This is a genomic window from Pseudomonas sp. TMW22091, assembly GCF_022496705.1.
Classification (GTDB): Bacteria; Pseudomonadota; Gammaproteobacteria; order Pseudomonadales; family Pseudomonadaceae; genus Aquipseudomonas; species Aquipseudomonas saxonica.
The window spans coordinates 108515-135238 of record NZ_SCFI01000012.1 but is presented as its reverse complement, the minus strand read 5'-3'; the positions used below and the strand labels follow the sequence as shown (position 1 = coordinate 135238).

At 57.3% G+C, this 26724-nt stretch carries 15 protein-coding genes and 1 pseudogene; 9 read left to right on the top strand and 7 right to left on the bottom strand.

What is annotated here, in order from left to right; all coding sequences use genetic code 11:
• The first annotated feature begins 171 nt into the window (after positions 1-171).
• A complete protein-coding gene (locus tag EQV93_RS19435) occupies positions 172-11427 on the top strand; it encodes an autotransporter-associated beta strand repeat-containing protein (protein WP_240892230.1) in 11256 nt (3751 codons plus the stop codon).
• 154 nt (positions 11428-11581) lie between these two features.
• On the opposite strand, the gene EQV93_RS19430 is transcribed toward EQV93_RS19435, so the two are convergent.
• Entirely contained in the window at positions 11582-12439 is an 858-nt protein-coding gene (locus tag EQV93_RS19430) for an SDR family oxidoreductase (RefSeq protein WP_146387468.1), read from the bottom strand.
• Between the two features lie 298 nt (positions 12440-12737).
• Here EQV93_RS19430 and EQV93_RS19425 point away from each other — a divergent pair, with 298 nt between their 5' ends.
• From EQV93_RS19425 to EQV93_RS19415, 3 genes are all read left to right on the top strand, one after another.
• Complete coding sequence (locus EQV93_RS19425; protein WP_122786044.1) at positions 12738-13583, top strand: site-specific integrase; 846 nt, start codon at positions 12738-12740, stop codon at positions 13581-13583.
• A gap of 66 nt (positions 13584-13649) precedes the next feature.
• A complete protein-coding gene (locus EQV93_RS19420; RefSeq protein ID WP_122786043.1) occupies positions 13650-13880 on the top strand; it encodes a PLD nuclease N-terminal domain-containing protein in 231 nt (76 codons plus the stop codon).
• On the top strand, positions 13880-14050 hold the full coding sequence (locus tag EQV93_RS19415) for a hypothetical protein (protein ID WP_240892229.1): 171 nt from the start codon (positions 13880-13882) through the stop codon (positions 14048-14050). The genes EQV93_RS19420 and EQV93_RS19415 overlap by 1 nt, the downstream gene beginning before the upstream one ends.
• A 9-nt stretch (positions 14051-14059) precedes the next feature.
• Here the strand turns inward: EQV93_RS19415 and EQV93_RS19410 are convergent, their stop codons facing one another.
• Entirely contained in the window at positions 14060-14509 is a 450-nt protein-coding gene (locus tag EQV93_RS19410; protein ID WP_240892228.1) for a GNAT family N-acetyltransferase, read from the bottom strand.
• Positions 14510-14854: 345 nt separating this feature from the next.
• Here EQV93_RS19410 and EQV93_RS19405 point away from each other — a divergent pair, with 345 nt between their 5' ends.
• Positions 14855-16402 carry a TerC family protein gene (locus EQV93_RS19405; protein ID WP_122786041.1) on the top strand — a complete coding sequence of 516 codons (1548 nt, stop codon included), beginning with the start codon at positions 14855-14857 and terminating at the stop codon, positions 16400-16402.
• A 55-nt stretch (positions 16403-16457) separates the two neighbouring features.
• Here the strand turns inward: EQV93_RS19405 and EQV93_RS19400 are convergent, their stop codons facing one another.
• Positions 16458-18878: a glucose/quinate/shikimate family membrane-bound PQQ-dependent dehydrogenase gene (locus EQV93_RS19400; protein WP_240892227.1), complete on the bottom strand. Its 2421-nt coding sequence runs from the start codon at positions 18876-18878 to the stop codon at positions 16458-16460.
• 506 nt (positions 18879-19384) lie between these two features.
• Between EQV93_RS19400 and EQV93_RS19395 the strand changes: the two genes are divergently transcribed.
• The 3 genes from EQV93_RS19395 (at position 19385) to EQV93_RS19385 (ending at position 20169) form a co-directional block, all read left to right on the top strand.
• A complete protein-coding gene (locus tag EQV93_RS19395) occupies positions 19385-19627 on the top strand; it encodes a DUF4177 domain-containing protein (RefSeq protein ID WP_240892226.1) in 243 nt (80 codons plus the stop codon).
• Positions 19624-19830: a membrane protein insertion efficiency factor YidD gene (yidD, locus tag EQV93_RS19390; protein ID WP_199750970.1), complete on the top strand. Its 207-nt coding sequence runs from the start codon at positions 19624-19626 to the stop codon at positions 19828-19830. The genes EQV93_RS19395 and yidD overlap by 4 nt, the downstream gene beginning before the upstream one ends.
• A gap of 141 nt (positions 19831-19971) precedes the next feature.
• Positions 19972-20169: a hypothetical protein gene (locus EQV93_RS19385; protein ID WP_146426334.1), complete on the top strand. Its 198-nt coding sequence runs from the start codon at positions 19972-19974 to the stop codon at positions 20167-20169.
• A 255-nt stretch (positions 20170-20424) separates the two neighbouring features.
• Here the strand turns inward: EQV93_RS19385 and EQV93_RS19380 are convergent, their stop codons facing one another.
• Together EQV93_RS19380 and EQV93_RS19375 are read right to left on the bottom strand one after the other, a co-directional pair.
• Positions 20425-21699, bottom strand: a complete 1275-nt coding sequence (locus EQV93_RS19380) for a glucarate dehydratase family protein (protein ID WP_240892225.1) — start codon at positions 21697-21699, stop codon at positions 20425-20427.
• Entirely contained in the window at positions 21696-23051 is a 1356-nt protein-coding gene (locus EQV93_RS19375; protein WP_240892224.1) for an MFS transporter, read from the bottom strand. Before EQV93_RS19375 ends, EQV93_RS19380 begins: the two co-directional genes overlap by 4 nt.
• Positions 23052-23158: 107 nt before the next feature.
• On the opposite strand from EQV93_RS19375, the gene EQV93_RS19370 reads away from it, so the two are divergent.
• A complete protein-coding gene (locus EQV93_RS19370; RefSeq protein ID WP_240892223.1) occupies positions 23159-24061 on the top strand; it encodes a LysR family transcriptional regulator in 903 nt (300 codons plus the stop codon).
• 170 nt (positions 24062-24231) lie between these two features.
• Here the strand turns inward: EQV93_RS19370 and EQV93_RS19365 are convergent.
• A pseudogene (locus tag EQV93_RS19365) lies at positions 24232-25319 on the bottom strand (IS3 family transposase).
• Positions 25320-25535: 216 nt separating this feature from the next.
• Positions 25536-26651: an aromatic ring-hydroxylating dioxygenase subunit alpha gene (locus EQV93_RS19360; RefSeq protein ID WP_240892222.1), complete on the bottom strand. Its 1116-nt coding sequence runs from the start codon at positions 26649-26651 to the stop codon at positions 25536-25538.
• Between the last annotated feature and the right edge of the window lie 73 nt (positions 26652-26724).

The following is a 26724-nucleotide window of genomic DNA, read 5'->3' as shown; positions in this document are numbered from 1 at the left end:
AAGTGCTCTATCTTGCGGATTTCAAGAGGGGACGTCTAAAAAAGCAAAATAAATGGCTAAGTGCCATTAATTTTAGGCTCTGATTGTACTATTGTTGGGCCAAGTTCCAGCCGGCTCTGCGCCCGGTGCGCTTGGGCGCAGCAACGTTCAAATAACAAGGAAGTTATCGCAATGAACCGTGTCTATGCGCTGGTTTGGAATGCCTCATTGGGCTGCTGGGCGGTCACTCACGAATTCAGTAAACGCTGCCGCAAAGGCTCGCGTTGTTCGGGTAAGTTGGCATTGGCTGCCATATTGCTCGGACCGGTATTCAGTTCGATGGCATTTGCAACCTGCAGCACGGCTGGATCGACCGTCACTTGCACGGGCGTGCCACCGCAGCCATTGATTCCCAATGACTTTGCCAGTAATGACGACAATCTGACAGTCAACGTCAACAGCGGCGCGCAGATGGATGCGACGCTCGGCGGCCATGCCATAGACCTGACTGGGATTAACATCACTCTGAACAACTTCGGCATCATCGACCCCGCAGTCCTGGGTCCGGTGGCGGTATTGAGTGGCGGTGCGTTCATCGGTACTGGCGCGACCAGCACCGTCAATGTTCTCAATCAGACTGGCGCTATTATGCGCGGAACCGGGATGCTCCTCGGGCTCAACTTGACAAGCATCAACGGCCTGGCGATCGGCGTGAACAACGCCGCGTCCGGTACCACTACCATCACCAACAACGGCACCATTACGTCGACTGGGCTCTCGATGGGCGGCATGACTCTGGCCGACACGCCTGTGGTGGGGATCTATGGTGGCTCGCAGATCAACATGACCAACAGCAGAACCGGCGTGATCAACGGCCGGATCGCGTTCGAGACGTCGGCGGCAGGCAACACCTTCACCAACGCCGGTGAGATTACCGGCGGCGTGTCGATGGGCGCGGCGAGCACCAATACCTTCATCGCAGTGACCGGCTCAAAGGTGCTAAGAGGAGACGGTGTACAGACCAGCGTTGGTCTCGGCGGACTGAACGGCGTCAACCTGACCTTTGCACCGACCGGCACGGTGGATGGCGGGGCCGGGGGGACCAACAGCCTGATCCTGCAAAACCAGGTGGGCGTTGGCGGAGGTACTACGGGGGACGGTACCGCCTCAAGCGCTACCTACGTGAACTTCAACAACCTGATCCTCAACAGCGGTAACTGGACATTGCAGGGGCCGTTGGTGAGTGGCTCGACCACGCTTAACGGCGGTATCGCCCAGTTCAATAACAATGCAACCTTCGGCAGCGGTGTGCTGACTTCCAACGGCGGGATCATTGAAGCTAGCAATGCCGGTTTGAACGTGAGTAACGGAATTGATCTCGGCGCTGGTGGTATAACGGTGCAAGGCAGCAACGCCACCACACTGAGCGGGGTGATCTCCGGCAGCGGCGGCTTGACCAAGACCGGTAGTAACGGCAGCCTCACCGTCAGCGGTGCCAACACCTATCTGGGCAACACTACGCTCAGTGGCGGTACCGTGCAGGTCAGCAACAATAAGGCGTTCAGTACCGGCACCCTCAACATCACCAGCGCGACGACATTGAGCGCGCCGGGAATCATCAATCTGGACAACGCTATCAGCCTCGGTGGAACCTTGACGGCCGGTGGCACTGGTGCACTGACTCTCGGCGGCTTGATCAGCGGCAGCAGCGGCCTGACCAAATGGGGTACTGGCAACCTCACCGTCAGCGGCGCTAACACCGGTTACACCGGCACCACTATCCTGAGCACCGGCAGCCTGGTGGTGACCAATAACAACTCGCTGGGCACTGGCGCGCTGAGCACGGCGGCCGGCACCACTCTCGACGCCAGCACCCCGGTTGCGCTGGCCAACGCAGTCTCGCTCGGTGGTTACCTGAACGTCGGCGGTAGCGCCAATGTGACCCTCGGCGGCATTGTCAGCGGCAGCGGCGGGTTGTTCAAAAACGGCGCGGCCAATTTCACCCTCAACGGCGCCAACACCTTCTCCAGTGGTACGGCGCTGAATGCCGGCACGCTGATCGTCGGCAGCAACACCGCGCTGGGAACTGGCGCGCTAAGCGCGGCGGCGGGCACCACCCTCGACGCCAGCACCACGGTTGCGCTGGCCAACGCAGTCTCGCTCGGTGGCAACCTGAACGTCGGCGGTAGCGCGAACGTGACCCTCGGCGGCATCGTCAGCGGCAGCGGCGGACTGACCAAAAATGGCGCGGCCAATCTCACGCTCAATGGCACCAACACCTACAGTGGCGATACCACGCTGAATGCTGGCAGCCTGACCGTTGGCACTGGCGCCGCACTCGGCACTGGCGCACTCACTGTGGCGGGGGCGGGTACGCTCAACAGCAGATCCGCCGTGACCCTGAACAACAACATGATTCTCAACGCCAACCTCACCGCTGGCGGCGCCAACGCGTTGACCCTGGGCGGGGTGATCAGTGGCGTCAACGGCTTGATCAAGACCGGGGCCTCAAGCCTGACCCTCAACGGCAATAACACCTACACCGGCATCACCGCGCTTAACGCCGGTTCGCTGGTGGCAGGTTCCAGCACCGCCCTCGGTACTGGCGCACTCAATGCGTCGAACGGCACCTCGCTGGATGCCAGCATCGCCGCCACACTGGGCAACAATGTCAACCTCAGCGGCACCCTGACTTTGGGCGCAACCCAGGCGTTGACCCTCGGCGGCGTGGTCGCTGGCATCGGTGGGCTGACCAAGAACGGCGCTGCTGATCTGGCCCTCAATGGCGCGAACACCTATTTTGGTAACACCGTGCTGAACACCGGCAAACTCATCGTCGGCAGCAACACTGCGTTGGGTTCCGGGACCTTGAACGCGGCCGCGAGCACCACGCTGGACGCCAACACCGCAGTCAGCCTGAATAATACCTTGACACTGGCAGGTGGGTTGAACGTCGACGGTACGGCGGACATAACCTTGACCGGTTTGGTCAGTGGCGCTGGCAGTCTGGTGAAGAACGGCACGGCCAATCTGATGCTCAACGCGGCCAACAACTACCTCGCAGGCACCAGACTCAACGCCGGCACCCTGACCGTCGGCAACAGTTCGGCATTGGGCTCCGGTGCGCTGACCGTCGCTGGCGCCTCGACCCTGGATAGCAACTCGCCGCTGGTCAGCCTCAGCAACGCGGTTGCCTTGAATTCGGCACTGACCGTTGGCGGCACGCAGAATCTCACACTCGGCGGTGTCACTAGCGGCACTGGCCAGTTGATCAAAAACGGCGCGGCAAACCTGACCCTCAAAGGCAACAACAGCTTCAGTGGCGGCACCACACTCAACGGCGGCACGCTGACTCTGGGCAATGCCAACGGCCTGGGCAGCGGCGCCCTGATCGTCGGCAGAGCGGCGACACTGGATAACAGCGCTTCACTCGGCATCGGTAACAGCATTACGCTGAACGCCGGTCTGACCGTCGCCGGCAACAACGATCTGAGCTTGAACGGCATCATCGACGGTGCCGGCAGCCTGAACAAAAACGGTTTGTCAGACTTGACGTTGGCAGGTAACAACACTTTCACCGGCGCACTGAACATCCTGTCCGGCAGCGTTACCACCCTCAACAGCAACGCGCTGGGCAATACCTACAGCGTCAACATCAACGCCGGTGCCGGGCTGAACCTGGGCAGCAACGCCAGCCTCGGTGCACTGACCGGCAGCGGCAGTGTGCAACTGACCGCCAGCAACACCTTGACCGTCGGGAGCGCCAGCATCACCAGTAACTTCGACGGCGATCTCAGCGGTAGCGGCGGCCTGGTCAAAGTCGGCACCAGCACCTTGAACCTCACCGGTATCAACGGCATCACCGGCACCACCGCGATCAATGGCGGCACAGTCGGTCTCAGTGGTTCGCTGGCCAGCGCGCAGGTCAACGTCAACAGCGGCGGCACCCTGACCGGCACCGGTTCGGCGCTCGGCTCCGTCAACATCAATAGCGGCGGGCATCTGGTGTTGTCGTCGGGCAACCAACTGTCGGCGGGTTCGCTGAACCTCGCAGCCGGCAGCAACGTCGATGTGGCGTTGGGCACACCATCGACCACCTCGCTGATGAAGGTCGGCGGCAACCTCACCCTCAACGGCAATCTCAACGTCAGCGATGCTGGCGGTTTCGGCGTCGGTGTGTATCGTCTGTTCAACTACACCGGGGCCCTGACCAATCTGGGGCTGGATGTCGCCAGCGTGCCGTTCGGTTATGGCCTGGGCGATCTGGTGGTGCAGACCGGCGTGGCCAATCAGATCAACATCCAAGTGTCGGCGCCGAGCGGCAACATTCGTTATTGGGACGGCAGCCAGCCCCTTGCCAACGGCGTGGTCGATGGTGGCAATGGCGCGTGGAACGCAGTCGGTACCAACTGGACCGACGCCAACGGTCTGGTGAATCAACCTTGGGCGGGTGACTTCGCAGTGTTCCAGGGCACCGCCGGCACCGTGACGGTGAACGGCACGCAAGTGTTCACCGGCATGCAATTCCTTACCGACGGCTACAACGTGGTCAACGGTGCGGCGAGTCAACTCACCGCCGTCAACGGCACCGGCGGCACTTCCGCTTTGCGCGTTGATCCAGGCGTGACGGCGACCATCAATGCCAACATCAATGGCAGTGGCATTCTCAATAAACTCGACAGCGGCACGCTGGTGCTAGGCGGTGCCAACGCTTACACCGGCGGCACGCAATTGGACGGCGGCAAAATCATCGTCGGCAGCAACACAGCGCTCGGCACCGGCACGTTGACGGTGAATGCCGGCACGCAGCTGGACAGCAATGCGGCGGTGACACTGGCTAATGCGGCAACGCTGAACGGCAATCTCACCGTATTCGGCAGCAATTCGCTGATCCTCAACGGCGTCATTGGCGGTACTGGCGGCCTGATCAAAAACGGCGTGGCAAACCTGACCCTCGGTGGCAACAACGCCTTCCTCGGCCCGGTCGTGCTGAACTCAGGCGGGCTAATTCTGGCGTCGAACTCGGCGCTGGGCTCCGGCACCTTGAATGCGGCGGGCGGCACCGCGCTGGATGCGAGCAAGGCAGTTTCGTTCAATAACGCGGTCAATCTGGCCGGCAACCTTGGCATCGTTGGCACGGCTGATCTGACCCTCACCGGCACGGTCAATGGTGCAGGCAGCCTGAGCAAAAACGGCGCGTCGAACCTGACGCTCAACGGCATCAATACTTACATGGGCGGCACCACGCTGAATGCCGGCACGCTGACACTCGGCACCGGCGCTTCACTGGGCAGCGGCGCGTTGACCGTGGCCGGTGCCTCGGCCCTCAACAACACAGCGCCACTGGTACTGGCCAATAACCTCAACGTCAATGCCAATCTGGCGCTGACCGGTAACAATAACCTGACCCTCGGCGGCATCATTGCTGGCGCTGGCACGCTGACCAAGTACGGTCTGGCCGACGTGACGCTGAGTGGCAACAACACGTACACCGGCACGTTCGATGCGCTCGCTGGCAGCCTGACCACGCTGAGCAGCGGGGCACTGGGCAATAACGCCACCGTCGCTCTCTCCGCTGGCGCGGCGCTCAATCTGGGTGCTTCGAGCAGCCTCGCCAGCCTCACTGGCAGCGGCACGGCGTTGATCGGTACCGGCAACACCCTGAGCCTGGGTGGCAACAATATCAGCAGCACCTTTGCCGGGAACCTGCGCGGCGACGGTGGACTGACCAAACTAGGTAACGGCACCCTGACGCTCAGCGGCATCAGCCACCTCACCGGCGACACCCTCGTCAATGCCGGCAAGCTGCAGCTCAACGGCTCACTGGCCAGCGGCAATGTGCTGGTCAACAACGGCGGCACCCTAGGTGGCAGCGGCACGTTGACGGGTGCAGTGACCGTGGCGGATGGCGGTCAGCTGGCGGGTGTTACAGGCAGCACTCTGTCGGTGGACTCACTGATATTCAACGCCAACTCCACATTCGACGTGGGCCTGGGCACACCGATGTCCGGTGGTGGTAATGGGCTGGTCAACGTCGGCGGCAACTTGACACTCGACGGCACACTTAACGTCAGTGACATTGGCGGATTCGGCAGCGGTGTGTATCGCCTGATGAACTACACCGGCGGCCTGACCGACAACGGCATGCTGATTGGCACCGTGCCGGGCAGCGTGACGCCGGGCTATCTAACCCTGCAAACCGCTCTGGCGAATCAGATCAACCTGTTGGTGAGCGTACCGGGCGTTACCGTGCAATTCTGGGACGGCAACCAACCGGTCGCTAACGGTTCAGTTGAAGGCGGCAGCGGCGCATGGGGCACCGGCAGCACCAACTGGACTGACGTCAACGGCACCACCAACCATGCCTGGACCAACAACTTCGCGGTGTTTCAGGGAGCGGCTGGCACCGTGACCGTCAACGGTGCGCAAACCTTTACCGGCATGCAATTCGTCACCGACGGCTACACAGTGGTCAACGGCACAGCGGGGCAACTGACGGCCGTCAACGGCAGCGCCGGCACTGCCGCTCTGCGCGTGGATCCGGGCGTGACTGCGACTATCGACGCCACTATCAATGGCAGCGGAACCCTCAACAAACTCGACGCTGGTACTTTGGTGCTCGGCGGCGCCAATGCCTACACCGGCGGCACGCAACTGGACGGCGGCAAAATCATCGTCGGCAGCGATACCGCGCTGGGTACCGGTGCGTTGACGGCGAATGCCGGCACGCAACTGGACAGCAACGCGACGGTAACGCTGGCTAACGCGGCGACACTCAACGGCAACTTGACCGTGGTTGGCAGTAATGCACTGACCCTCCACGGTGTGATTGACGGTACTGGCGGCCTGATCAAAAACGGCTCGGCCAACTTGACACTTAGTGGCAACAACAACTTCCTCGGTGGCATCACTCTCAATGCCGGCACTCTGACCCCCGGCAGCAACTCGGCGCTGGGCCTTGGCAACCTGACCGTGGCGGGCGCCTCAGCGCTGGACAGTAACAGCCCGTTGAGCCTGGGCAATAACGTGGTGCTCAATGCCAACCTGAGCAATACGGGCAGCAATAACCTGATACTCACGGGCGTCGTCAGCGGCGCGGGGGGATTGATCAAAAATGGCGCGTCGAATCTGACGCTCAACGGCATCAACACGTTCAGCGGTGGCACCACTCTGAACGCCGGTACGCTAACCCTTGGCACGGGCACGTCTCTGGGCAGCGGCGCGCTGACCGTGGCCGGCGCTTCGACCCTCGACAACGCAGCGCCATTGATGCTTGCCAATAATTTCAACGCCACTGCCAACCTGGCCTTGGCCGGTAACAATAACCTGACCCTCGGTGGTGTAATTGCCGGCGCCGGCACGCTGACAAAAAACGGCGCGGCCAACCTGACCCTCAGCGGCAATAATATTTTTCTCGGTGGCATTACTCTCAACGGCGGCACCCTGACTGCCAGCAACAACTCAGCGCTGGGCCTGGGCAAGCTGACTGTGGCGGGCGCCGCGGTACTGGACAGCAACAGCCCGTTGAGCCTGGGCAATAACGTGGTGCTTAATGCCAACCTGAGCAATACGGGCAGCAACAATCTAGCCCTCGCGGGTGTCGTCAGCGGTGCGGGCGGGCTGATCAAGAACGGCGCGTCGAACTTGAAGCTCAACGGTATCAACACGTTCAGCGGCGGCACTACTCTGAACGCCGGTACGCTGACCCTTGGCACGGGCGCGTCTCTAGGCAGCGGTGCGCTGACCGTGGCCGGTGCTTCGACCCTCGACAATACCTCGCCACTGAGCCTGGCCAACAACCTTAACGTCAATGCCAATCTGGCCTTGGCCGGTAACAATAACCTGACCCTTGGCGGTGTAATTGCCGGGGCAGGCACGCTGACAAAAAATGGCCTGGCCGATGTGACGCTGAGCGCCAACAACACCTTCAGCGGCACGTTTGATGTGCTGGCCGGTAGCCTGAGCACGCTGAGTGGCGGGACACTGGGCAATAACGCCACCGTCAATCTCGGCAACGGCGCGGCACTCAAACTGGGTACCTCGGCCAACCTCGCCAGCCTCACTGGCAGTGGGACTGCGCTGGTCGGCGCTGGCAAGACCTTGAGCCTCGGGGGCAACTCCAGCAGCACGTTTGGCGGAACGCTCAGGGGAGATGGCGGCCTCACAAAACTCGGCAACGGCACCTTGACTCTCAACGGTATCAGCGACCTGACCGGTAATACTCAGGTCAACGTCGGCACTCTGCAGGTCAACGGCTCGCTGGCCAGCGCCAATGTGCGGATCAACAGTGGCGGTACGCTGGGCGGAAGCGGTGCCTTGAGGGGAGCCGTGACGGTGGCCGATGGCGGTCATTTAGCGGGCGTTACCGGCAGCACGCTGTCGATGGATTCGCTGGTGTTCAATGCCAACTCCAACTTCGACGTGAGCCTCGGCAACCCGGTGTCCGGTGGCGGCAATGCGCTGGTCAATGTCGCCGACAACCTGACCCTCGACGGCACGCTCAACGTCCGTGACATCGGCGGTTTTGGCAGCGGCGTGTATCGCCTGATGAACTACACCGGCGGTCTGACCGACAACGGCATGCTGATCGGCACGGTGCCGGGCAGCGTGACGCGGGGTGATTTGATGCTGCAAACCGCTCAGGCCAATCAGGTCAACCTGTTGGTCACCACGCCAGGTGTCACCGTGCAATTCTGGGACGGTAATCAACGGGTCGCGAACGGCTCGGTCGATGGCGGCAGTGGTATCTGGGATTCCAGCAGCACCAACTGGACCGACGTCAACGGCACGACTAATCAGGGGCGGACCCACAGTTTTGCGGTGTTCCAAGGGGCGGCTGGCACGGTCACCGTCAACGGCGCACATAACATCACCGGTATGCAATTCGCCACCGATGGCTACCGCTTGGTGAACGGCGCGGTGGGTTCGCTAAGCCTGGTCAACGGTGAACTGGGCAATGCCACGGTGCGGGTTGATCCGAATGCTACGGCGACCGTTGGTACCGCACTCAATGGCAGTGCCACCCTCGGCAAATATGACAGGGGTACGTTGGTGCTCAACGCGGCCAACGGTTACACCGGTGGCACGGCGCTCAACGGCGGCAAAATCGTGGTCGGCAATAACGCCGCGCTCGGCACCGGCGTGTTAACTGCCGCGGACAGCACTGAGCTGGACAGCAACGCCGCGGTGGCTCTGGGCAATAATGTGGTGCTCAACGGCGCATTGAATGTCACCGGCTCGAATGCCTTGACCCTGGGCGGCGTGGTCAGTGGCACGGGGAGCCTGATCAAGAATGGCGCGTCCAGCCTGACCCTCAATGGCAATAACAGCTACAGCGGCGGCACCCTGCTCAATGGTGGCACTTTGGTGCTGGGCAATAACGCCGCGCTGGGCAGCGGTGCCTTGGTATTAAAAAGCGGCACGACGCTGGACAGCAACAACACCGCGAGCCTTGTCAACGCGGTCGACCTCAACGACAGTCTGACTCTGGCAGGCAGCCATGACCTGACCCTCAGCGGTGTCATCAGTGGCAACGGTAACTTGAACAAACAGGGTGCCAGCGCGCTGACCCTGAGCGGCAACAATACATTCAACGGGGCGCTGAACGTGCTCAATGGCAGCTTGAACCTGATCGGCAATACCGGCCTGGGCAACGCCGACCTGAGCGTGGGCAGTGGCGCCTCGGTCAGCATCAGCGGCCTCAACAATCTCGACGGCCTCAGTGGCTCGGGTGCGTTGACGCTGGCATCCGGCAGTGCTCTGCAGATGGGTGAAGGCGGGAGCAGTAGCGTCTATGAGGGATCGATCAGCGGCGATGGTCATCTGATCAAGGCCGGTATCGGCAAGCAGGAGCTCAATGGTAATTCGACGGTCGGCGGCGGCACCCGAGTATTGGCGGGCAGCCTGATCGTCGGCAGTGCGGCGGGTTCCAGCGCTAGCCTGGCCAGCGATATCGATGTTGCCCAAGGCGCCATGCTGGGCGGCCATGGCACCGTCATTGGCGATATCAACATGGCCAGTGGTGCGACCCTCAACCCGGGCAACTCCATCGGTACCCTGAAGGTCAACGGAGACCTGAACTTCAACAAAGGGTCGACGCTGGTCATTGAAGCCAACCCAGACGGCCGTTCCGATCGGGTGATCGCCTCCGGCTCCGTCGCGCTGGACGGTGCGAACCTCAGCGTCCTGGCCAGCACCGGCAGCTGGGCGCCGAACACCCCGTACAACATCATCCAGGCCAACAGTCTGACCGGCACCTTTGGCAGCGTCAGCAGCAACCTGGCGTTCCTCATGCCTTTGGTGTCGTACGCCGGCAATGGCGTGACCCTGAACCTCGCGCGCAATGACGTCGCGTTCGCTTCCGTGGCGCAAACCTACAACCAGCGTGCGGTGGCCGGAGCGCTGGACAGCGCAAGTACGGGCGCCATGCATGACGCGGTCGCGGCACTCAGCGCCGATCAGGCGCGCGCGGCCTACAACAGTCTGTCGGGAGAGATCCATCCCAGTACCCGTGGCGCGTTGTTCGATGAAAGCCGCTATGTGCGCGATGCGATCGGCACGCGCCTGCGCAACGCCCAGGTCCAGTCCCAGAGCGAAGGCGTACTGCACGTCGACGCTGACAGCAACATGACCTTCTGGGTAACTGGCTACGGCAGCTGGGGCGACAGCGACGGCAACAGCAACGTCGCCGACCTCGACCACAACAGCCAAGGCATGCTGATGGGCGTCGACATGCCGTTGAATGATACTTGGCGCGCTGGCGTGGCGGCGGGCTACGGCAACACTGATCTGGACGCCAATGCCCGCAACTCTTCAGCCAAAATCAACAGCACGTCGTTGACCGCCTACCTGGGTGGCCAGTGGGATGCCTTGCATTTGCGTACTGGCGTCTCCCATGCCTGGAACAAGGTCGAGAGCAGTCGTCATGTGCAAGTCGGCAGTTTGCAGGAACACGTCAAGGCCGATTACGATGCCAGCACTCAACAAGTGTTCGCAGAACTGGGCTATGACGTGCAGGTGGGTAACCTGACGCTTGAGCCTTTTGCCGGCTTGTCCCATGTCAAAGTCGACAGTGATCGCTTCCGCGAACATGGCGGCAGCACGTCGCTGAGCAGCGACAGCGAGAAGGACAGGGCGACCTATTCCAGCCTCGGTCTGCGCGCCAGGACGGCGTCGGCTGAAGTGGCCGGTGTACCCCTGAGCGTACAAAGCAGTCTGGCATGGCAGCGGGTGCTTGATGAGCCCGGTGAGAAGAGTCGCCTAAGTCTGAATGGCTATGACAGTTTCACCGTCAAAGGCGTGCCGCTTGCGCAGGATACCGCTCTGGTGCAATTGGGTGTCAGCGCCAAACTGGCTCCGCAAGCAAGCCTGGACCTTGGCTACTCGGGGCAGATAGGCGATGGCTACAGCGACCACGGTGTGCGTCTGGGGCTCAACATCGCGTTCTAAATACCGGGCCTGCGAGCTGCAATGCCTCGCAGGCTGGGACACGCTCCTGAACTCAGCGCCCGGAACCCTAAAGAGTGCACGGCATCGTTCAGCAAGCGTTTCGAGAATGAATGAGCCCCGCCAAGACGGGTGGGGCTCACTTAAGGTGTGCGGCTTACAGAATAGGCTTGCCACCGGTCACACCAATTCTGGAACCGGAGATATAACTGGACTCATCAGAGGCCAGCATTACATAGACCGGCGCCACTTCTACTGGCTGCCCCGGACGCCCCATCGGGGTCTGGCCACCGAAGTCTTTGACTTCATCTTCCGGCATGGTTGCCACGATCAAGGGTGTCCAGATAGGGCCGGGGGCCACGCTGTTGACGCGAATCCCTTTGTCCCCCAGCAGTTGAGCCAGCCCGCCGGTGAAATTGGCGATGGCGCCTTTGGTGGTGGCATAGGGCAAAAGGGTTGGCTTGGGCATATCCGAATTAATGGAGCTGGTGTTAATGATCGAACTGCCGGGGCGCAAATGCGGCAACGCCGCTTTGCAGATTCTGAAGATGGCAGTGATGTTGATGTCAAACGTTCTGACCCATTCCTCATCCGTGATCTCCTCAAGTGAGAAGTGGGTCATTTGAAAGGCCGCGTTGTTGACCAGTACATCAATGCGTCCGAATTGCGCCACGGTTTTGGCGACAATGGATTCACACTGCTCCTTTTGAGCGAGATCACCGGGCAGTAACAGACACTGACGACCGGCTTCCTTGACCCAGCGAGCAGTCTCTTGAGCGTCCTCGTGTTCATCCAGATAGGCGATCGCAACATCGGCGCCTTCACGCGCATAAGCAATGGCCACGGCACGGCCAATCCCGCTGTCGCCACCGGTGATCAATGCGATTTTGTTATTCAGTCGACCCGATCCCTTGTAGCTCTGCTCACCACAGTCCGGGTGCGGCTCCATTTTGCGCTGTGAACCGGGTACAGATTGCGCTTGCGGTGCGAACGGGGGCGTAGGGTAGTGCTTCATGGCGTGGCTCCTGATTAACTTCAGAGGTTGCCTAAGGTGTGAATGCACGCACTCGCAAAAGTTTAAAAAAAATGAAGAGGGATGGATGGGCGGCGCTCTAGATCATGCCTTCTGAAGCAAAATCGAATTATGCAGCCGTGCATATGGGGTATATTACGACCTGTTTCAGCCCGCACCGAGATTGCTTTTGTCGACTATTGACCTCGCTACCCCACCTGCTACCAGCCTCCAGCTCAATCAGGTTAGGCCGCCGGTATCGCTCTATCTTGAGAGGCTCGCGCCGTCTAGCCGTCAGACAATGCGCTACATCCTGCAAGACGCGGCTGATCGCTTGGGAGTGGAAGACGTTTCAATAGATGAGTTCCCCTGGCAGGAGTTGCAACCGGGGCATATCACAGCACTGGTCGCTGCATTGCGTGAAGACGGTTATGCGCCCAACACATCATCGCTGTACGTCAATGCCATCCGTGGTGTGATGAATCAGGCATGGCAACAAAGCCTGATTACGCAGGACCATCTGCTCAAGATTCGTGCCGTGAAGGCGGGCGGGGGATCGAGGCTGGTCAAGGGCCGCAATCTGCGCCGCACCCTGATACGCGACTTGATGGACGTGTGCGCCGCTGACCCACGCCCACAAGGGCTCAGAGATGCGGCGATCATGGCGATCTTGTACGGGTCGGGAATGCGCAAGTCAGAGTCGGTGAACATGGATCTGTGGCAAGTCAATGTGGTCGAACGCAGTCTGCAAGTTCTCGGCAAGGGTAATAAAGAGCTGATCAAGTTCGCTCCGGCCTGGGCCTTTGAAAAGCTTGAGGCGTGGCTGGCGTTTCGCCGCGAGCAACTGCCACAAGGCGTCAGTGACGATGTGTTCTTGTTTAACCGGATTCGGCGTGGCAATCACATCACCCGTGAGCGACTGACCAAGCACGCGATTTACTACATTGCCAAGCAGCGAGGCAGGCAAATCGGGGTCGATATCATGCCCCATGACTTTCGACGCTCGTTTATCACCCGGGTTATCGAGGAATACGACGTGTCGATTGCACAAAAACTCGCTCACCATGCCAACATCGCGACAACAGTCGCTTATGACATGCGCGACGATAATGAGCGTCGAAATGTGACTGATCGGTTCCAGTTATAACTAAATAAAATATGGAACCCTTGCGGCATCGCCTACCCTAAAGACTAACAACACGGGAGGTGATGTATGGAAACTCAATATATCTGGGTAGCGTCGGCCATCATTTTGCTGCTGGTGGAATTTTGGGCAATTAATTCTGTACTTAAAAGCGGTGGCCACGCCACAAGCCGGCTCATGTGGCTCGCAATTATTATCTTTGTCCCGCTGTTTGGGATGCTGGCGTGGCTTATTGGCGGCCCTCGAGTCCATAACAGCACGTCGTTGCATCACAGAGCACATCGCTCAAGAAGTCATTAATGAGCAAGCCATCAGAAAATCCTGAAACACAGGATAAGCCATCGGGTGAGGTTGAGCGCGCCAACGACGCTCTTCGCTCACCTGAAGTGGCTGACGGTAAAAAAACCAGAGCGGGCGATACAACCGCTCAGTCGACCGTTCGTCAACAACAGTCAAAGCCCGATAAGTAATCACTGAAGTCAAAGCTGTTTGACCATGATGATCGTGCGCTCTGCGCCAAAATACTCATCGCGCTCTACTGAATAGCCCAATGACCGGTAAAAACCCTCAGCGGTGATCGAAGAGGGCACTTTCAACGCCGTTACCCCATTGTGTGCAGCCTCGGCCTCTAGCATCGACATCAATTTGCTGCCGATGCCCGAACCTTGCAGCCCCGGATCGACGAATACGCTGCGAACCACTTGCCGGTCCAGACTTGCAGTGCCGACAACCTGGCCCTTGTGCGTGGCCACGTAGACCTGACGGTGGCTCAACAAAGCAAGGATATGCGCCGCCGTGAAGTTCTGCTGAACCAGCGCGATGACCTCTGGCGGGTAATCCTGAGCATTGGAGACCTGCAGCGCTGCAAGAATAAGCGCACTGATTGGCTCGGCATCTTCAACGCGGGCGACTCGCAACTGAACTTTCATAGCGTCTGCATCCTGATGAATAGATTTAACCGCTCAATCACAGGCCACTGGCATTAAAAGCTGGTGATGCTGCAGTTGGTTAAATTTTGTAATAAGTCTGCCACGCTTTCTAAACTCAAAGCGCTGTAGGATTGCCTCCCCAAATTTCCGAAAGGTTTATATGAACACGCTCCTGGAGCCTCCCAGTCGCTATTCCCTGCCAGCATCCCGTCTGTGCGCAGCCACTGTTTTTCAATTCGAAGCACCCACCACTCTTTTATTGAAGCTCGGCACTTTGTCTGCAGCTTTGTGCGTCCGTGCGCGTTACGCGCACTCCCTGACTTTGCGAGTGTGTGAATAAATTTTATGGAATGGATTGCAGACCCCACGGCCTGGCTAGGCTTGTTGACGTTGATCGTTTTGGAATTGGTTCTCGGTATCGACAACCTGGTGTTTATTGCCATTCTGGCGGACAAACTGCCACCTGAGCAGCGCGACCGTGCACGCGTCATCGGATTGACTCTGGCACTGCTGATGCGACTGGGCCTTCTGGCCAGTATCTCGTGGATGGTGACACTCACCGAGCCTCTGTTTGAAGTGTTTGAGAAGTCGTTCTCGGGACGCGATCTGATCATGCTGTTTGGTGGTCTGTTCCTGTTGTTCAAAGCCACGATGGAACTGCATGAGCGACTCGAAGGTCATGTCGCTGAAAAAGTCTCGAACCCCGTGTATGCGATGTTCTGGCCAATTGTGGCGCAGATCGTGGTGCTCGATGCCGTGTTCTCGCTGGACGCGGTGATTACGGCCGTGGGCATGGTTGAGCACTTGGCGGTCATGATGATCGCTGTGGTGATTTCCATTGGCCTGATGATCATTGCCAGCAAGCCGCTGACCAAATTCGTCAACAGCCATCCCACTGTGATCATGCTCTGCCTGGGCTTCTTGATGATGATCGGCTTCAGCCTGACGGCTGAAGGCTTGGGCTTCCATATCCCGAAAGGCTATTTGTACGCTGCGATTGGCTTCTCGATTCTGATCGAATTGTTTAACCAGATTGCCCGTTCACGACGTAAAAAAAGCCTGCAAGGGCTGCGTCCCATGCGTGAGCGTACGGCTCATGCGGTGCTGCGCATGATGGGCGGTCGCACAATGGATGTGGACGAGGTGGGAGAAGAAATCGCCGACATGCTCGAAGGCGGGGAGAGCGAGGAGGTGTTCCATCGTCGCGAGCGCGTCATGATCAGTGGTGTTCTGCAACTGGCGGAGCGCCCCATACGCTCGATCATGACGCCGCGTTCGGACATTGATCATATAGATTTGTCTGACTCGCCTGAGACGATTCGCACTACATTAATGCACTCGTCGTACTCAAGATTACCGTTGATCAGGGCAGGGCGCATCGATGAACCTTTGGGCTTTGTTCACAAGAAGGAACTGTTAAAGGAGCTGCTGGCAGGTCACGAACCCGACCTAGAAGCGATGGCTCGCACGGCTATCAATTTGCTCGACAGCTTCTCGATCCTTAATGCATTGGAACAAATGCGCAAAGAGTCGACCCACATTGCGTTTGTGGTCAACGAATTCGGCGATTTCACCGGCCTTGTCAGCATGACCGACATTCTTGAGTCGATTGCAGGCGAACTGCCAGATGCCAGCGAAATTGAAGGTCCGAACATCGTGCCGCAGGAGGGTGGATTTCTGGTAAGTGGTGCTTTGAACCTGAGCCAGATCGGCCTGCACACCGGTTTCCCGGCCAAGGCCACGGATGACTACCAGACACTGGGCGGGATGGTCATGAGCTTGCTGGACCGTCTGCCCATGATTGGCGATACGTTGTCGTGGGAAGGCTGGACATTGAAGGTCGTAGAAGTGGAAGAGCGCCGAGTGACGCGCGTGTTGTTGACTCAAACGTAACAACCAACCAAAAAAAGACCCGCTCTATCAGCGGGTCTTTTTTATTGCTTCAAATTTACTCTTTATCAGGCAGTGCGTAAGCGATCACGTAATCACCACGATCAGCCGACTGGCGAGCGCCACCCGCGGTGATGACAATGTATTGCTTGCCGGTTTTAGGCGACACAAACGTCATCGGGCCACCTTGGCTGCCAACGGGCAGGCGTGCTTTCCATGCCTCTTGACCATTGGCCGAGTTAAACGCACGCAAGTAGTAATCCTGCGTGCCGGCGATAAAGATCAAACCGCCTTGAGTCGACAGCGTGCCGCCCAGAGTTGGCATACCGATCGGCAGTTGCAGGCCCATTTTGATTCCCAGAGGGCCGGTGTCCTGTACGGTGCCAACCGGTACTTGCCACGCAACTTTCTGGGTTTTCATGTCGATAGCCGTCAGCGTGCCGAAGGGCGGTGCCTGGCAAGGAATGCCGGCGATTGACAGAAAGCGGTTCTTGTTCACAGCATAAGGTGTGCCTTTGAGCGGTACAGCGCCCATGCCCGTGTTCAAGGCCTCACCACCGGAGTTGGCGATGGCATTTTTTTGCTGAGGCACCATCTGTACCCACAGGCCCAGACGCATATCGTTGACGAAGATAAAGCCGTGCACCGGATCGGTCGACAGACTGCCCCAGTTCATACCGCCCAGCGACCCCGGGAAACTCAGGGACACATCGGTACCCGGTGCGGTGTACAAACCGTCGTAACGCATTTTCTTGAACGAGATTCGGCACAGCATCTGATCGAACGGAGTAGCGCCCCACATATCCGATTCAGTCAGGGTTTGAGCGCCAATCTGCGGCATACCGACCGATTTCGGCTGAGTCGGCGAGTAAGGTTCGTTCGGGATGTTGGACGCTTTGACCGGAACTTCTTCAACTTGGGTCAACGGCTGGCCAGTGTGGCGATCCAGAACATAAATCTGACCGGCCTTGGTACCAATGACGAGCGCCGGCACCTTGCTGCCGTCAGGCTTGGCGAAGTCGATCAGGCTCGGCTGCATAGGCAGGTCAAAGTCCCACAAATCATTGTGGACAGTCTGATACACCCACTTTTCATCACCCGTAGTGGCGTTGAGTGCCAACACCGAAGCGCCGTACTTGTGGTTCAGATCAGTACGTTCCACCCCGTAAATATCGGTAGACGAGCTGCCCATAGGCAGGAAAATCGTGTTCATCAGCGGGTCATAAGACATCGGCGCCCAGCTGTTGGGCGTGCTGCGAACGTAAGTCTGACCCTCAGCAGGAGCTTGTTTATCTTGCGGATTACCCGGGTCAAATGCCCAGCGCATCGCGCCAGTGATTACGTCAAACCCGCGAATAACGCCGCCCGGCATATCGGTCTGAACGTTATCTGCCACACGGCCGCCAACCACCACTGTGGTACCCGCCATCAGCGGTGCAGACGACAGCTGGTAGAAAGAATCCGGCACATTGCCCAAGCCAGCCTTTAGATCTACCTGACCATGGTTGCCGAAATCTTCGCAGAACTTGCCGGTGTCAGCATCGACTGCGATCAGACGTGCATCGATGGTGTTGGTCAAAAGACGACGCTGACAAGCTGCACCTGGCTCAACCGAGACCGCTACGGCCGGCGTGCTGCCATCGGTTGGCTGAGCAATCGGCGCGCTTGCATCAAAATAAGCCAGCCCACGGCAACGCTGCCATACCGCTGACTTGGCATTGATGTTGTTCTTCCACAGCTCTTTACCGGTATCGGCATCCAGCGCGATCAGGTTGTTGTGCGGGGTGCAGATAAACACCTTGTCGCCCACTTGCAGAGGCGTCATCTGATCTTCAGCGCCATTGCCATCACTGATTGCGACGTCGCCGGTGTGGTAAGTCCAGGCTGGAACCAGTTTGGAAACGTTGTCACGGTTGATCTGATCCACTGCAGCGAAGCGGCTGCCGCCTTCATCATTACCGTAATGCTCCCAGTTCTTCTGGGCCTTAGCCGGGTCAACCTTGGTAAGACCCGGGCCATCACCGGTCGGCGACACCGAAGCGTGAGGCTGAAACATGCCCCAGAAACCCGCAGCAATGGCCACGGCCAGCACCGCACTTAGAGCGTAACCACCGTTACCGGTCTGACCATTGGCTGTGCGTAATGTCGGGTAGACCAGAGCGACGACAAGGCTAAGCACAGCCAATGCGAACAGCCGCGAAACCAGCGGCCAGAAGACCAGGCCTGCATCCAGCAGGGCCCAGACAATGGAGGCGATCATGACCGCTGCAAATAGCCATGCACCCAGCAGACGCTGCTTGAACAGCAGAACGGATGAAACAATCATCCCAATGCCGGCTAACAGGAAATAGAGGCTACCGCCCAGCGTGGCGAGATAACCGCCACCGGCTACAAAGAGTAATCCGAAGACCAGCACACCGAAGGCGGCGACCCAAACGGGCCAGCGGCTGACAGAGGCCGAAGGTTGTGACTTATTCATGTGGCGGGACCCTACTGAAGCAAAAAAACGGGAGGGAGGAGGGCAATAGCCCTTCGACTATAGCGAACTGCAGCATCTGGAGGTCATAAACAACGCCCTAAGCCCAAGGCTCAAAGCGAAAACCGGCAGGCACATTTAGCTATGTACTAAACAGTTAGTTTTGCGACTTTATCAAAAACCCGGGCCTGCGACAAATTGTCAGTGTTCAACAGGTAAAAATAGGGTGACTGGTACACGTGGGTGCGGAGATGCCCGAGGCTCGCCACTATGTATCGGATGACCTGAATTGCGGGCCTCAAATATAACTAAACTAAACAACCATTTAGTTTAGTTATAACTTACAGATATAAATGTTCATCCAGAAGCTCTGGAGTGAACATCAGCATGCTGTTCAAAAGAAATGAGGAGCTAGTGTCATTGATGTCAAATGGCTACTATTGAATTCATTTTGCCGGACCAGTATGCCCAGCAAGGTGCCAATCAAGCCCTGACGCAAGGATAGTGCGATGTACGTGTATAAAATGGTTCAACTTCCACCGAACATTGAGGTTAAAGCGAACAAACACCGTGGTAATGAAGCCGCTGTCTACTTGGAAACGGTCGTTAATGACTACGCTTCCGAGGGCTGGGAGTTTTACCGAATTGACTCTATTGGTGTGTCGGTTAAGGCCGGTTGCTTTGATGCTCTTAAAGGCCACAAAGATTCGATGGCCAGCTATTACGTCATTTCTTTCCGTAAACCACAGTGATTTCTTGGCTTTCAGTTCGCTCAATTCAGCTCTATCAGCATATTGGGCCTAGTCGACTTAGAGACGCCTGCAGGTATGAGCCAAGCTGCTCAAATTACGCATTGTTAGCAATCGAAAAGCATGGTGCATTGCTTGGATGGAAAATGGCCCTGAACCGTATTCACCGGTGCCGTTACCCAAACGGTGGTAATGATTACCCTTGATGATTGTTCAGTTGTTGTACCAGGTCATAGCAATGGCTATGACCTGGTTCAAAAAAAGCAGATTCCCTATGACCCTTATGAGCGAATGTAGTTAGCGTTATCGTTACATCAGGCTTTTTCTTAACAGTCAGTGAGTCACCAATGACAAGGCTAATTTCGCTTATCTGCTCATCGGGCAACGTCACTGGCGATGCGGCTCATGTTGCCGAAGCAATGGCCGTTGTAACACGCGCCAAAATACACATTGAAGCGTTGAAGATTTTGCAGCGTGTCCGTCAAGGTCAAGAAGCAATGCATTCAGCGGCGGACGCAAAGAAGGATCTGGGCTTGGACGACTGAAAGCCTGTTGAAAAGCAGCCTCCACTGACCCTGACGCCCCAATACGAAGGTTCGCATAATGTATATTATGTTAAACGAGGTGCTATGTCAGAAAAACAGATCCTAGCACTGCCCCCAAGGCCAACAAATCACTTGTAGCCTGCAGATTCTATTTGAACACCGTTGACAAGGTGCTGGCCAAGCGGATGCATGTGATCTCTCAACATCTCTTCCACTGCTCGCTGAACGCAGCGAGCAGTCCACAACGCGAACTCATCAGAACCGAGGTTTTAACGCTTGCCAGTCAGGCTTGTACCGCTGCATTTGTTTCACATCATCACGCTGTCGAATACCGCAAGTAAGGTAAAGATCATTCAACTTTGCCAATTGCCCGTAATCCAGCTCAAGCCCAAGTCCTGGCGCACGAGTGATTTTCACGCAACCATCAACGATGGGTATTTTTCCGCCTTTGACCACCTCTTCATCAGGCTCTTGCCACGGATAGTGAGTGTCGCAGGCATAGTCTAGATTGGGCACCGACGCGGCAACATGGGCCATGGCCATCAGGCTGATACCCAGGTGTGAATTGGAGTGCATGGATACTCCAACACCAAATGTCTGGCACATCTTTGCCAGGTGCTGAGTATCACGCAGTCCGCCCCAGTAATGATGATCGGCCAAAACGATTTGCACGCTGTCGAGGGCAACGCTGCGCCTGAACTCGTCAAAGTCAGTGACGACCATGTTCGTTGCCAACGGCAAACCAGTGAGTTTGTGCAGCTCGGACATGCCCTCCAGGCCAGGCGTTGGATCTTCGTAATATTGCAGCTCGTCACCCAACAACTGCGCCATCCGAATTGAGGTTTCCAGAGACCAGTTACCATTGGGGTCAATGCGTAACGGATATCCTGGGAAGGCTTTGTTCAGAGCTTTGATGCACGACACTTCGTGCTCAGGGGGTAGAGTCCCAGCCTTAAGCTTGATGCTCTTGAAGCCGTAAGTCTCAATCATTCTCCGTGCTTGGGCGACGATCTGTTCCTCGTTCAGCGCTTCACCCCAAGAATCTAGTTGGTAAGGCGAATCCACATGCTGCGCGTACTTGAAAAACAGGTAGGCGCTAAACGGGATTTCATCACGTACCGCGCCACCTAGCAAATCCACCAAGGGCACATTCAAGGAACGAGCTTGCAGGTCTAAAAACGCTACTTCGAACGCCGAGTAAGCGTTGCTGACTGCCTTGCTCGCATGAGAGCCAGGCGCCAGTTCCGCGCCTGCAATACTCTGCGGTGCGTGGGCTGCCACGGTAGCCCGGACGATTGCCCGCAACTGATTCAGGTTAAACGGGTCAAGGCCTATCAATTGCGCCTGTAACTGCTGCTGGATCGCCAGCGCAGGGGCGTCGCCATAGCTTTCACCGAGGCCGATATAGCCAGTGTCGCTCTCTATTTCGATGATGGAGCGCAGGGCATAAGGTTCGTGAATACCGCTGGCATTGAGCAACGGTGGATCACGGAATGCGATGGGGGTGACGGTAACTCGTGTGATTTTCAAGAAGCGGCTCCCGCAGGGTCGATTTTCAAGGTGCTGTGAGTAGGGTTGGGTTGAGCTTGGCCTGTTGGCGTTGTGCGAATAAAAAATATCACCACCGCCGCTAATAGCGATGTGGCTGCAAGCCCGTACAGACCACCCTCGATAGAGCCCGTGGTTTGCTCCAGAAAGCCAAACGCGGTAGGTGCAACGAACCCGCCAAGATTACCGATAGAGTTGATCAACGCGATGACTGCCGCCGCGATACGCGCGTCCAGATAGCCCTGAGGAATCGGCCAGGACAGCGCTGAAGCTGCCTTGAAACCAATCGCGGCGAAACAGATGGAGATAAATGCGAACACAGGGCCGCCGGTAGTCGACATGAACATACCAAGCGAGGCAATCACCAGCGTCAGCGCGACCCAAGCCTGCTGGTGTTTCCATTTGCTGGCCATTCCGGCAAAACCATACATGGCAACAATGGAAATCAACCACGGAATCGAGTTGAACAACCCAACCTGGAAATCATCAAAACTGCCCATCTTTTTGATCATGCTGGGCAGCCAGAATGTCGCGCCATAAATAGTCAGAGCAATGGAGAAGTAAATGAAGCAAAACAAGGCGATCTGCTTGTCGGCAAGCAGCCTCAACATTGAAGGTTTGACCGTTAGCACCGCCTCACGGGCTTGTTGCTCCAGAGCAATCGCGTTGATCAATGCGCCCTTCTCTTCTTCGCTCAACCATTTCGCATCACGAGGATGGGATTGCAGCCAGAACCAGACGAACGCGCAGAGAACAATCGAGGCAAAACCTTCTATCAGGAACATCCATTGCCAGCCGTGCAGGCTAAAACCACTTACGTGTAACAGGGCTCCGGACACCGGGCCGGAGATCACTGAGGCAATCGCCGAGCCGCTGAGGAAGACCGCCATCGCCTTACCCCGCTCAGTCGACGGCAACCACTGAGTGAAGTAGTAGATGATCCCCGGGAAGAAGCCCGCCTCTGCCGCGCCCAGAATAAAGCGCAGCACATAGAAACTGGTTTCACCGCGCACAAAAGCCATCGCCATTGCCGCCGCGCCCCACGTGAACATGATACGGGTCAACCAGGCTCTAGCACCGTAGCGCTGCAGCAGCATATTGGACGGCACTTCGAAGATCGCGTAACCAATGAAGAACAACCCAGCTCCCAGACCATAAGCGGCGGCGCCAATGCCCAGATCGGTTTCCAAATGACTGCGAACAAAGCCAATATTGACCCGATCGATGTAGTTGACGATGAACATCACCACAAACAAGGGCAGAACATGACGCTTTACCTTGGACGCGGCCCGGGCAAGTACCGTGGCGTCAGGCATCGGGTGAAGGGTATTCAAAGGGGCAACTCCCAATCATTGTTTTTTTAGGGACAGCCCGATGATGGACGCGCACATTGTTCCCGTCTAATCTAACTTGGCATTCGATTGATATCAGGATTAGATCAATGTTCGAATTGACCCAGCTGCGCTGCTTCACCACGGTAGCCACAGAACTTAACTTTCGGCGTGCTGCTGAACGGTTGAACATGACCCAGCCGCCCCTCAGTCGGCAGATTCAATTGCTGGAGCACCACTTGGGCGTGGAACTGTTTACCCGCACCACCCGCAGCGTGGCCCTGACCGCAGCGGGCCGGGCTTTTTTCATCGAAGCACAAAACCTGCTGGAGCGTGCTCAGCAAGCGGCGACCAACGCCCGACGCTTCGCAGAGGGTGATATCGGTTCGGTCAACATCAGTTTTGTAGGCAGCGCGGTGTATGAGTTTTTGCCAAAGGTCATTGCTGAAGCGAGGCTCAAGCAACCCCACGTCAAAATTGACCTTTCAGAGATGAACACCTACCAACAGCATGAAGCGTTGCGCGCACGACGAGTCGATCTTGGCATCGCCCGGGCACCGCTGCTGGAGCCCGGCTACGCTACCGAGTGCCTTGTTCGCGAACCCTTTGTCCTAGCGCTGCCCCGGCATCACCCGTTAGCCCACGCCAGCGATATCTCAGTCAAAGACTTGGATGCCCAGCCCTTTCTGATGTATTCCCACGCAGCGTATCCACCGTTCAACGAACTGCTGACCGGCATGCTGCGATCAGCTCGCGTGGCACCGCAGTACGTGCAATGGCTCGGTTCTTCGCTCACCATTCTGGCGCTAGTCAATGCCGGGATGGGCCTGGCCCTGGTGCCGCGCTGTGCAAGCAGCGTGGTGTTCAAAAACGTGATTTTTCGCGATATCGATCTGGGCGAAGGGGTGCAAAGCGAATTGCACCTTATTTGGCGAGAAAATAACGACAACCCGGCGTTTGCCATGTTGCTCGAAGCAATACGCCGGGCCGTGCGCGAAGGCTGGGGGGAGTAACGCCTTAGGCCGCGAGGTAAATCCGCCTCCAGAAATCAAATGCTATCGGCGGCAACAGCATCAGTAGCAACACGATCACAACCCCGTACGGGCAGACCGGCATAAACCACCAGTTGCTCTTGCAGATAAAGGGTAATCCCCCCATTTTTAGCATTCACCAAAAATAGAGGTCAGGCCACCAGGGCCAATTTCTGTTTGGGAGTGATTCCTCCGAGGGCCATATTCGGGCGCTCGTGATTGTATGTCCAGATCCAGTTTGTCCCGTAGTCCTGGACTTCAGCTATCGATTCAAATAAGTAATGGCCCAGCCAGTCGTAACGGACCGTGCGGTTATAGCGTTCGACGTAGGCGTTCTGCTGCGGGTTGCCCGGCTGAATATATTCCAAACGGATAACCCGTTTTTCGGCCCAGACTGTAAGTTTGGCACTGACAAATTCGGGGCCGTTATCACTGCGGATTGCCTGCGGTTTCCCGCGCCACTCAATGACCTGATCCAGCGCCCGCACCACACGTTCAGCCGGCAGAGACAAATCAATTTCCATGCTCAGGGCTTCACGGTTGAAATCATCAATCAAATTGAAGACCCGAAAGCTGCGCCCATCCGCCAATTGATCATGCATGAAATCCATCGACCAGCACTGATTAGCGGTTTCAGGAACGGCAAGCGGCTCAGGTTTCTCGCGTACGATGCGCTTACGTGGCTTGATGCGTAGATTCAGCTCCAGTTCGCGGTAAATCCGATAAACCCGTTTGTGATTCCAGCGATAGCCCTTCACGTTGCGCAGATACAGAAAGCACAAGCCAAACCCCCAGTTACGCTGGTTGTACGTGAGTTGGATCAGTTTATCGGCAATCGCGGCATTTTCAGGGGCCAAACGCGGCTGATAGCGTTAGCACGTGAGGCTAACTCTGAAAGCCAGGCACGCCAACTTGATGCTGCACCGACCTGAACGAACCACTTCCTGCGCCATCTCTCGTCGTCGCGATGGCTTCACCACTTTTTTGCCATAGCTTCCTGGATGATTTCGGCTTTGAGGCGCTCTTCGGCGTACATTTTTTTAAGTCGCCGGTTTTCGTCCTCCAACTCGCGCAGTCGAGTCAGCAACGATGCGGCCATACCGCCGAACTTGGTACGCCACTTGTAGAACGTAGCCGAACTGATGCCGTGCTCGCGGCACAGCTCTGGTGCAGGAGTTCCGGCCTCGGCTTGCTTGAGGATGGCCATGATTTGGCTGTCTGAAAAACGCGATGCCTTCACGCAAAATTTCCTTGATCCGGTCAGGAGAAAATTCTACTTCTGATGAGTACTTTTTTCAGGTGGGATTACCCCCCTGATTTAGAAATCTGCCGGCTGCCTTTATGGGTTCATTAATACCAGTGCAAGAATACGCTTCACCCTCCTCCTCTTTTTCCTTATTCCCAATTTCCGCCTATGAGAGTTCGTGGAAAAAGCTCAAATGGCCTTGGCGCACAATCATTCGTGTTCGCGGGTGATATCCACTAACGGAATAGGCTCAATCGCCCAAGCGCGAACATGCTGGCGTTCGGGGCACGGTACTGCGCAAGCCTTTCGTCCCGTGAACGTTCGCGCAAGACGTTCTTCATCGATACGCCAGCCGCGCTGTTCAAGGACTTGTACACTTTTGCGAAAGGCAATCTGCAGTGCATCAGACTTCAGCGAAACCTCTTGCTGAAATGAGTCCGGCACACGCTCGGGACGCACTTTTTTTAGCACGTCATGATCTTGTTCAAAAATACGGAGGTTGCTGCCAATGAACTTGCGATCAAGCAGCCTCGAACGCAGAAACGTTCTGCCCATCATCCACCAGGTTCGTGTGCGGTTTGCGTCAATCGGGACATGCGCGGAGACGATGTAGATCCGCCAGCCGTTCGGTAACTGGAGTTCCAGCGTTGTACATGGGCCGGACAAATGAAAACCCGGAACAGTGACCACGCTGACAAACTCACTTGATGACTTGCGCCTCAGCAGACCTTTACGTACCGGCCTGCGCATGAGCATTTGCGCACGGCCACTCCACCTATCGCTTTCGACATCGAATGAATCAATCTCGGGATGATCCGGATCACCGAAGGTTGAGCCATGTACAAAAGATGCGTGCGCGAAATCGAGGCCATTTTCGATAATTCGATCCCAACTGGCCTCCCAGTCAAAATGGCCGGCAACTGTGCGGATGGCAGGATCGTCGACCCAGTCGAGCGTGGGTAAAGGCGGACGTTGCGCTTCGGGGAGGTCACCCAAAAAAGCCCAGACCCAACCGTATCGTTCCAACGTCGGGTACGCATCGACCCGGGCTTTCGCCGGAATTCGCATGTCTGGCTGCGCGGGAATGAGCGTACAGATGCCGTCAGGCCCAAACCGCCAGCCGTGATAGGGGCACTGCACGCTATTGCCTACCTGAATGCCGGCCGATAACGAACCGCCTCGATGCACGCAAACATCCGATAGCAAGTGAGCAACACCCGCGTCATCGCGGAACGCTACGAAAGGTTGCCCAAGTAATCGGACTGGCTTGAGTCCGTCAGTCAGCTGTGACGATGGGAGAACGACATACCAAAGGTTAGTAAGCATTGGGTGTACGCCCTGTCAGGTTGTAGGCATGACTATAGTTACAGCTGAATGATGGGCCAACCCCTGCTCAGGC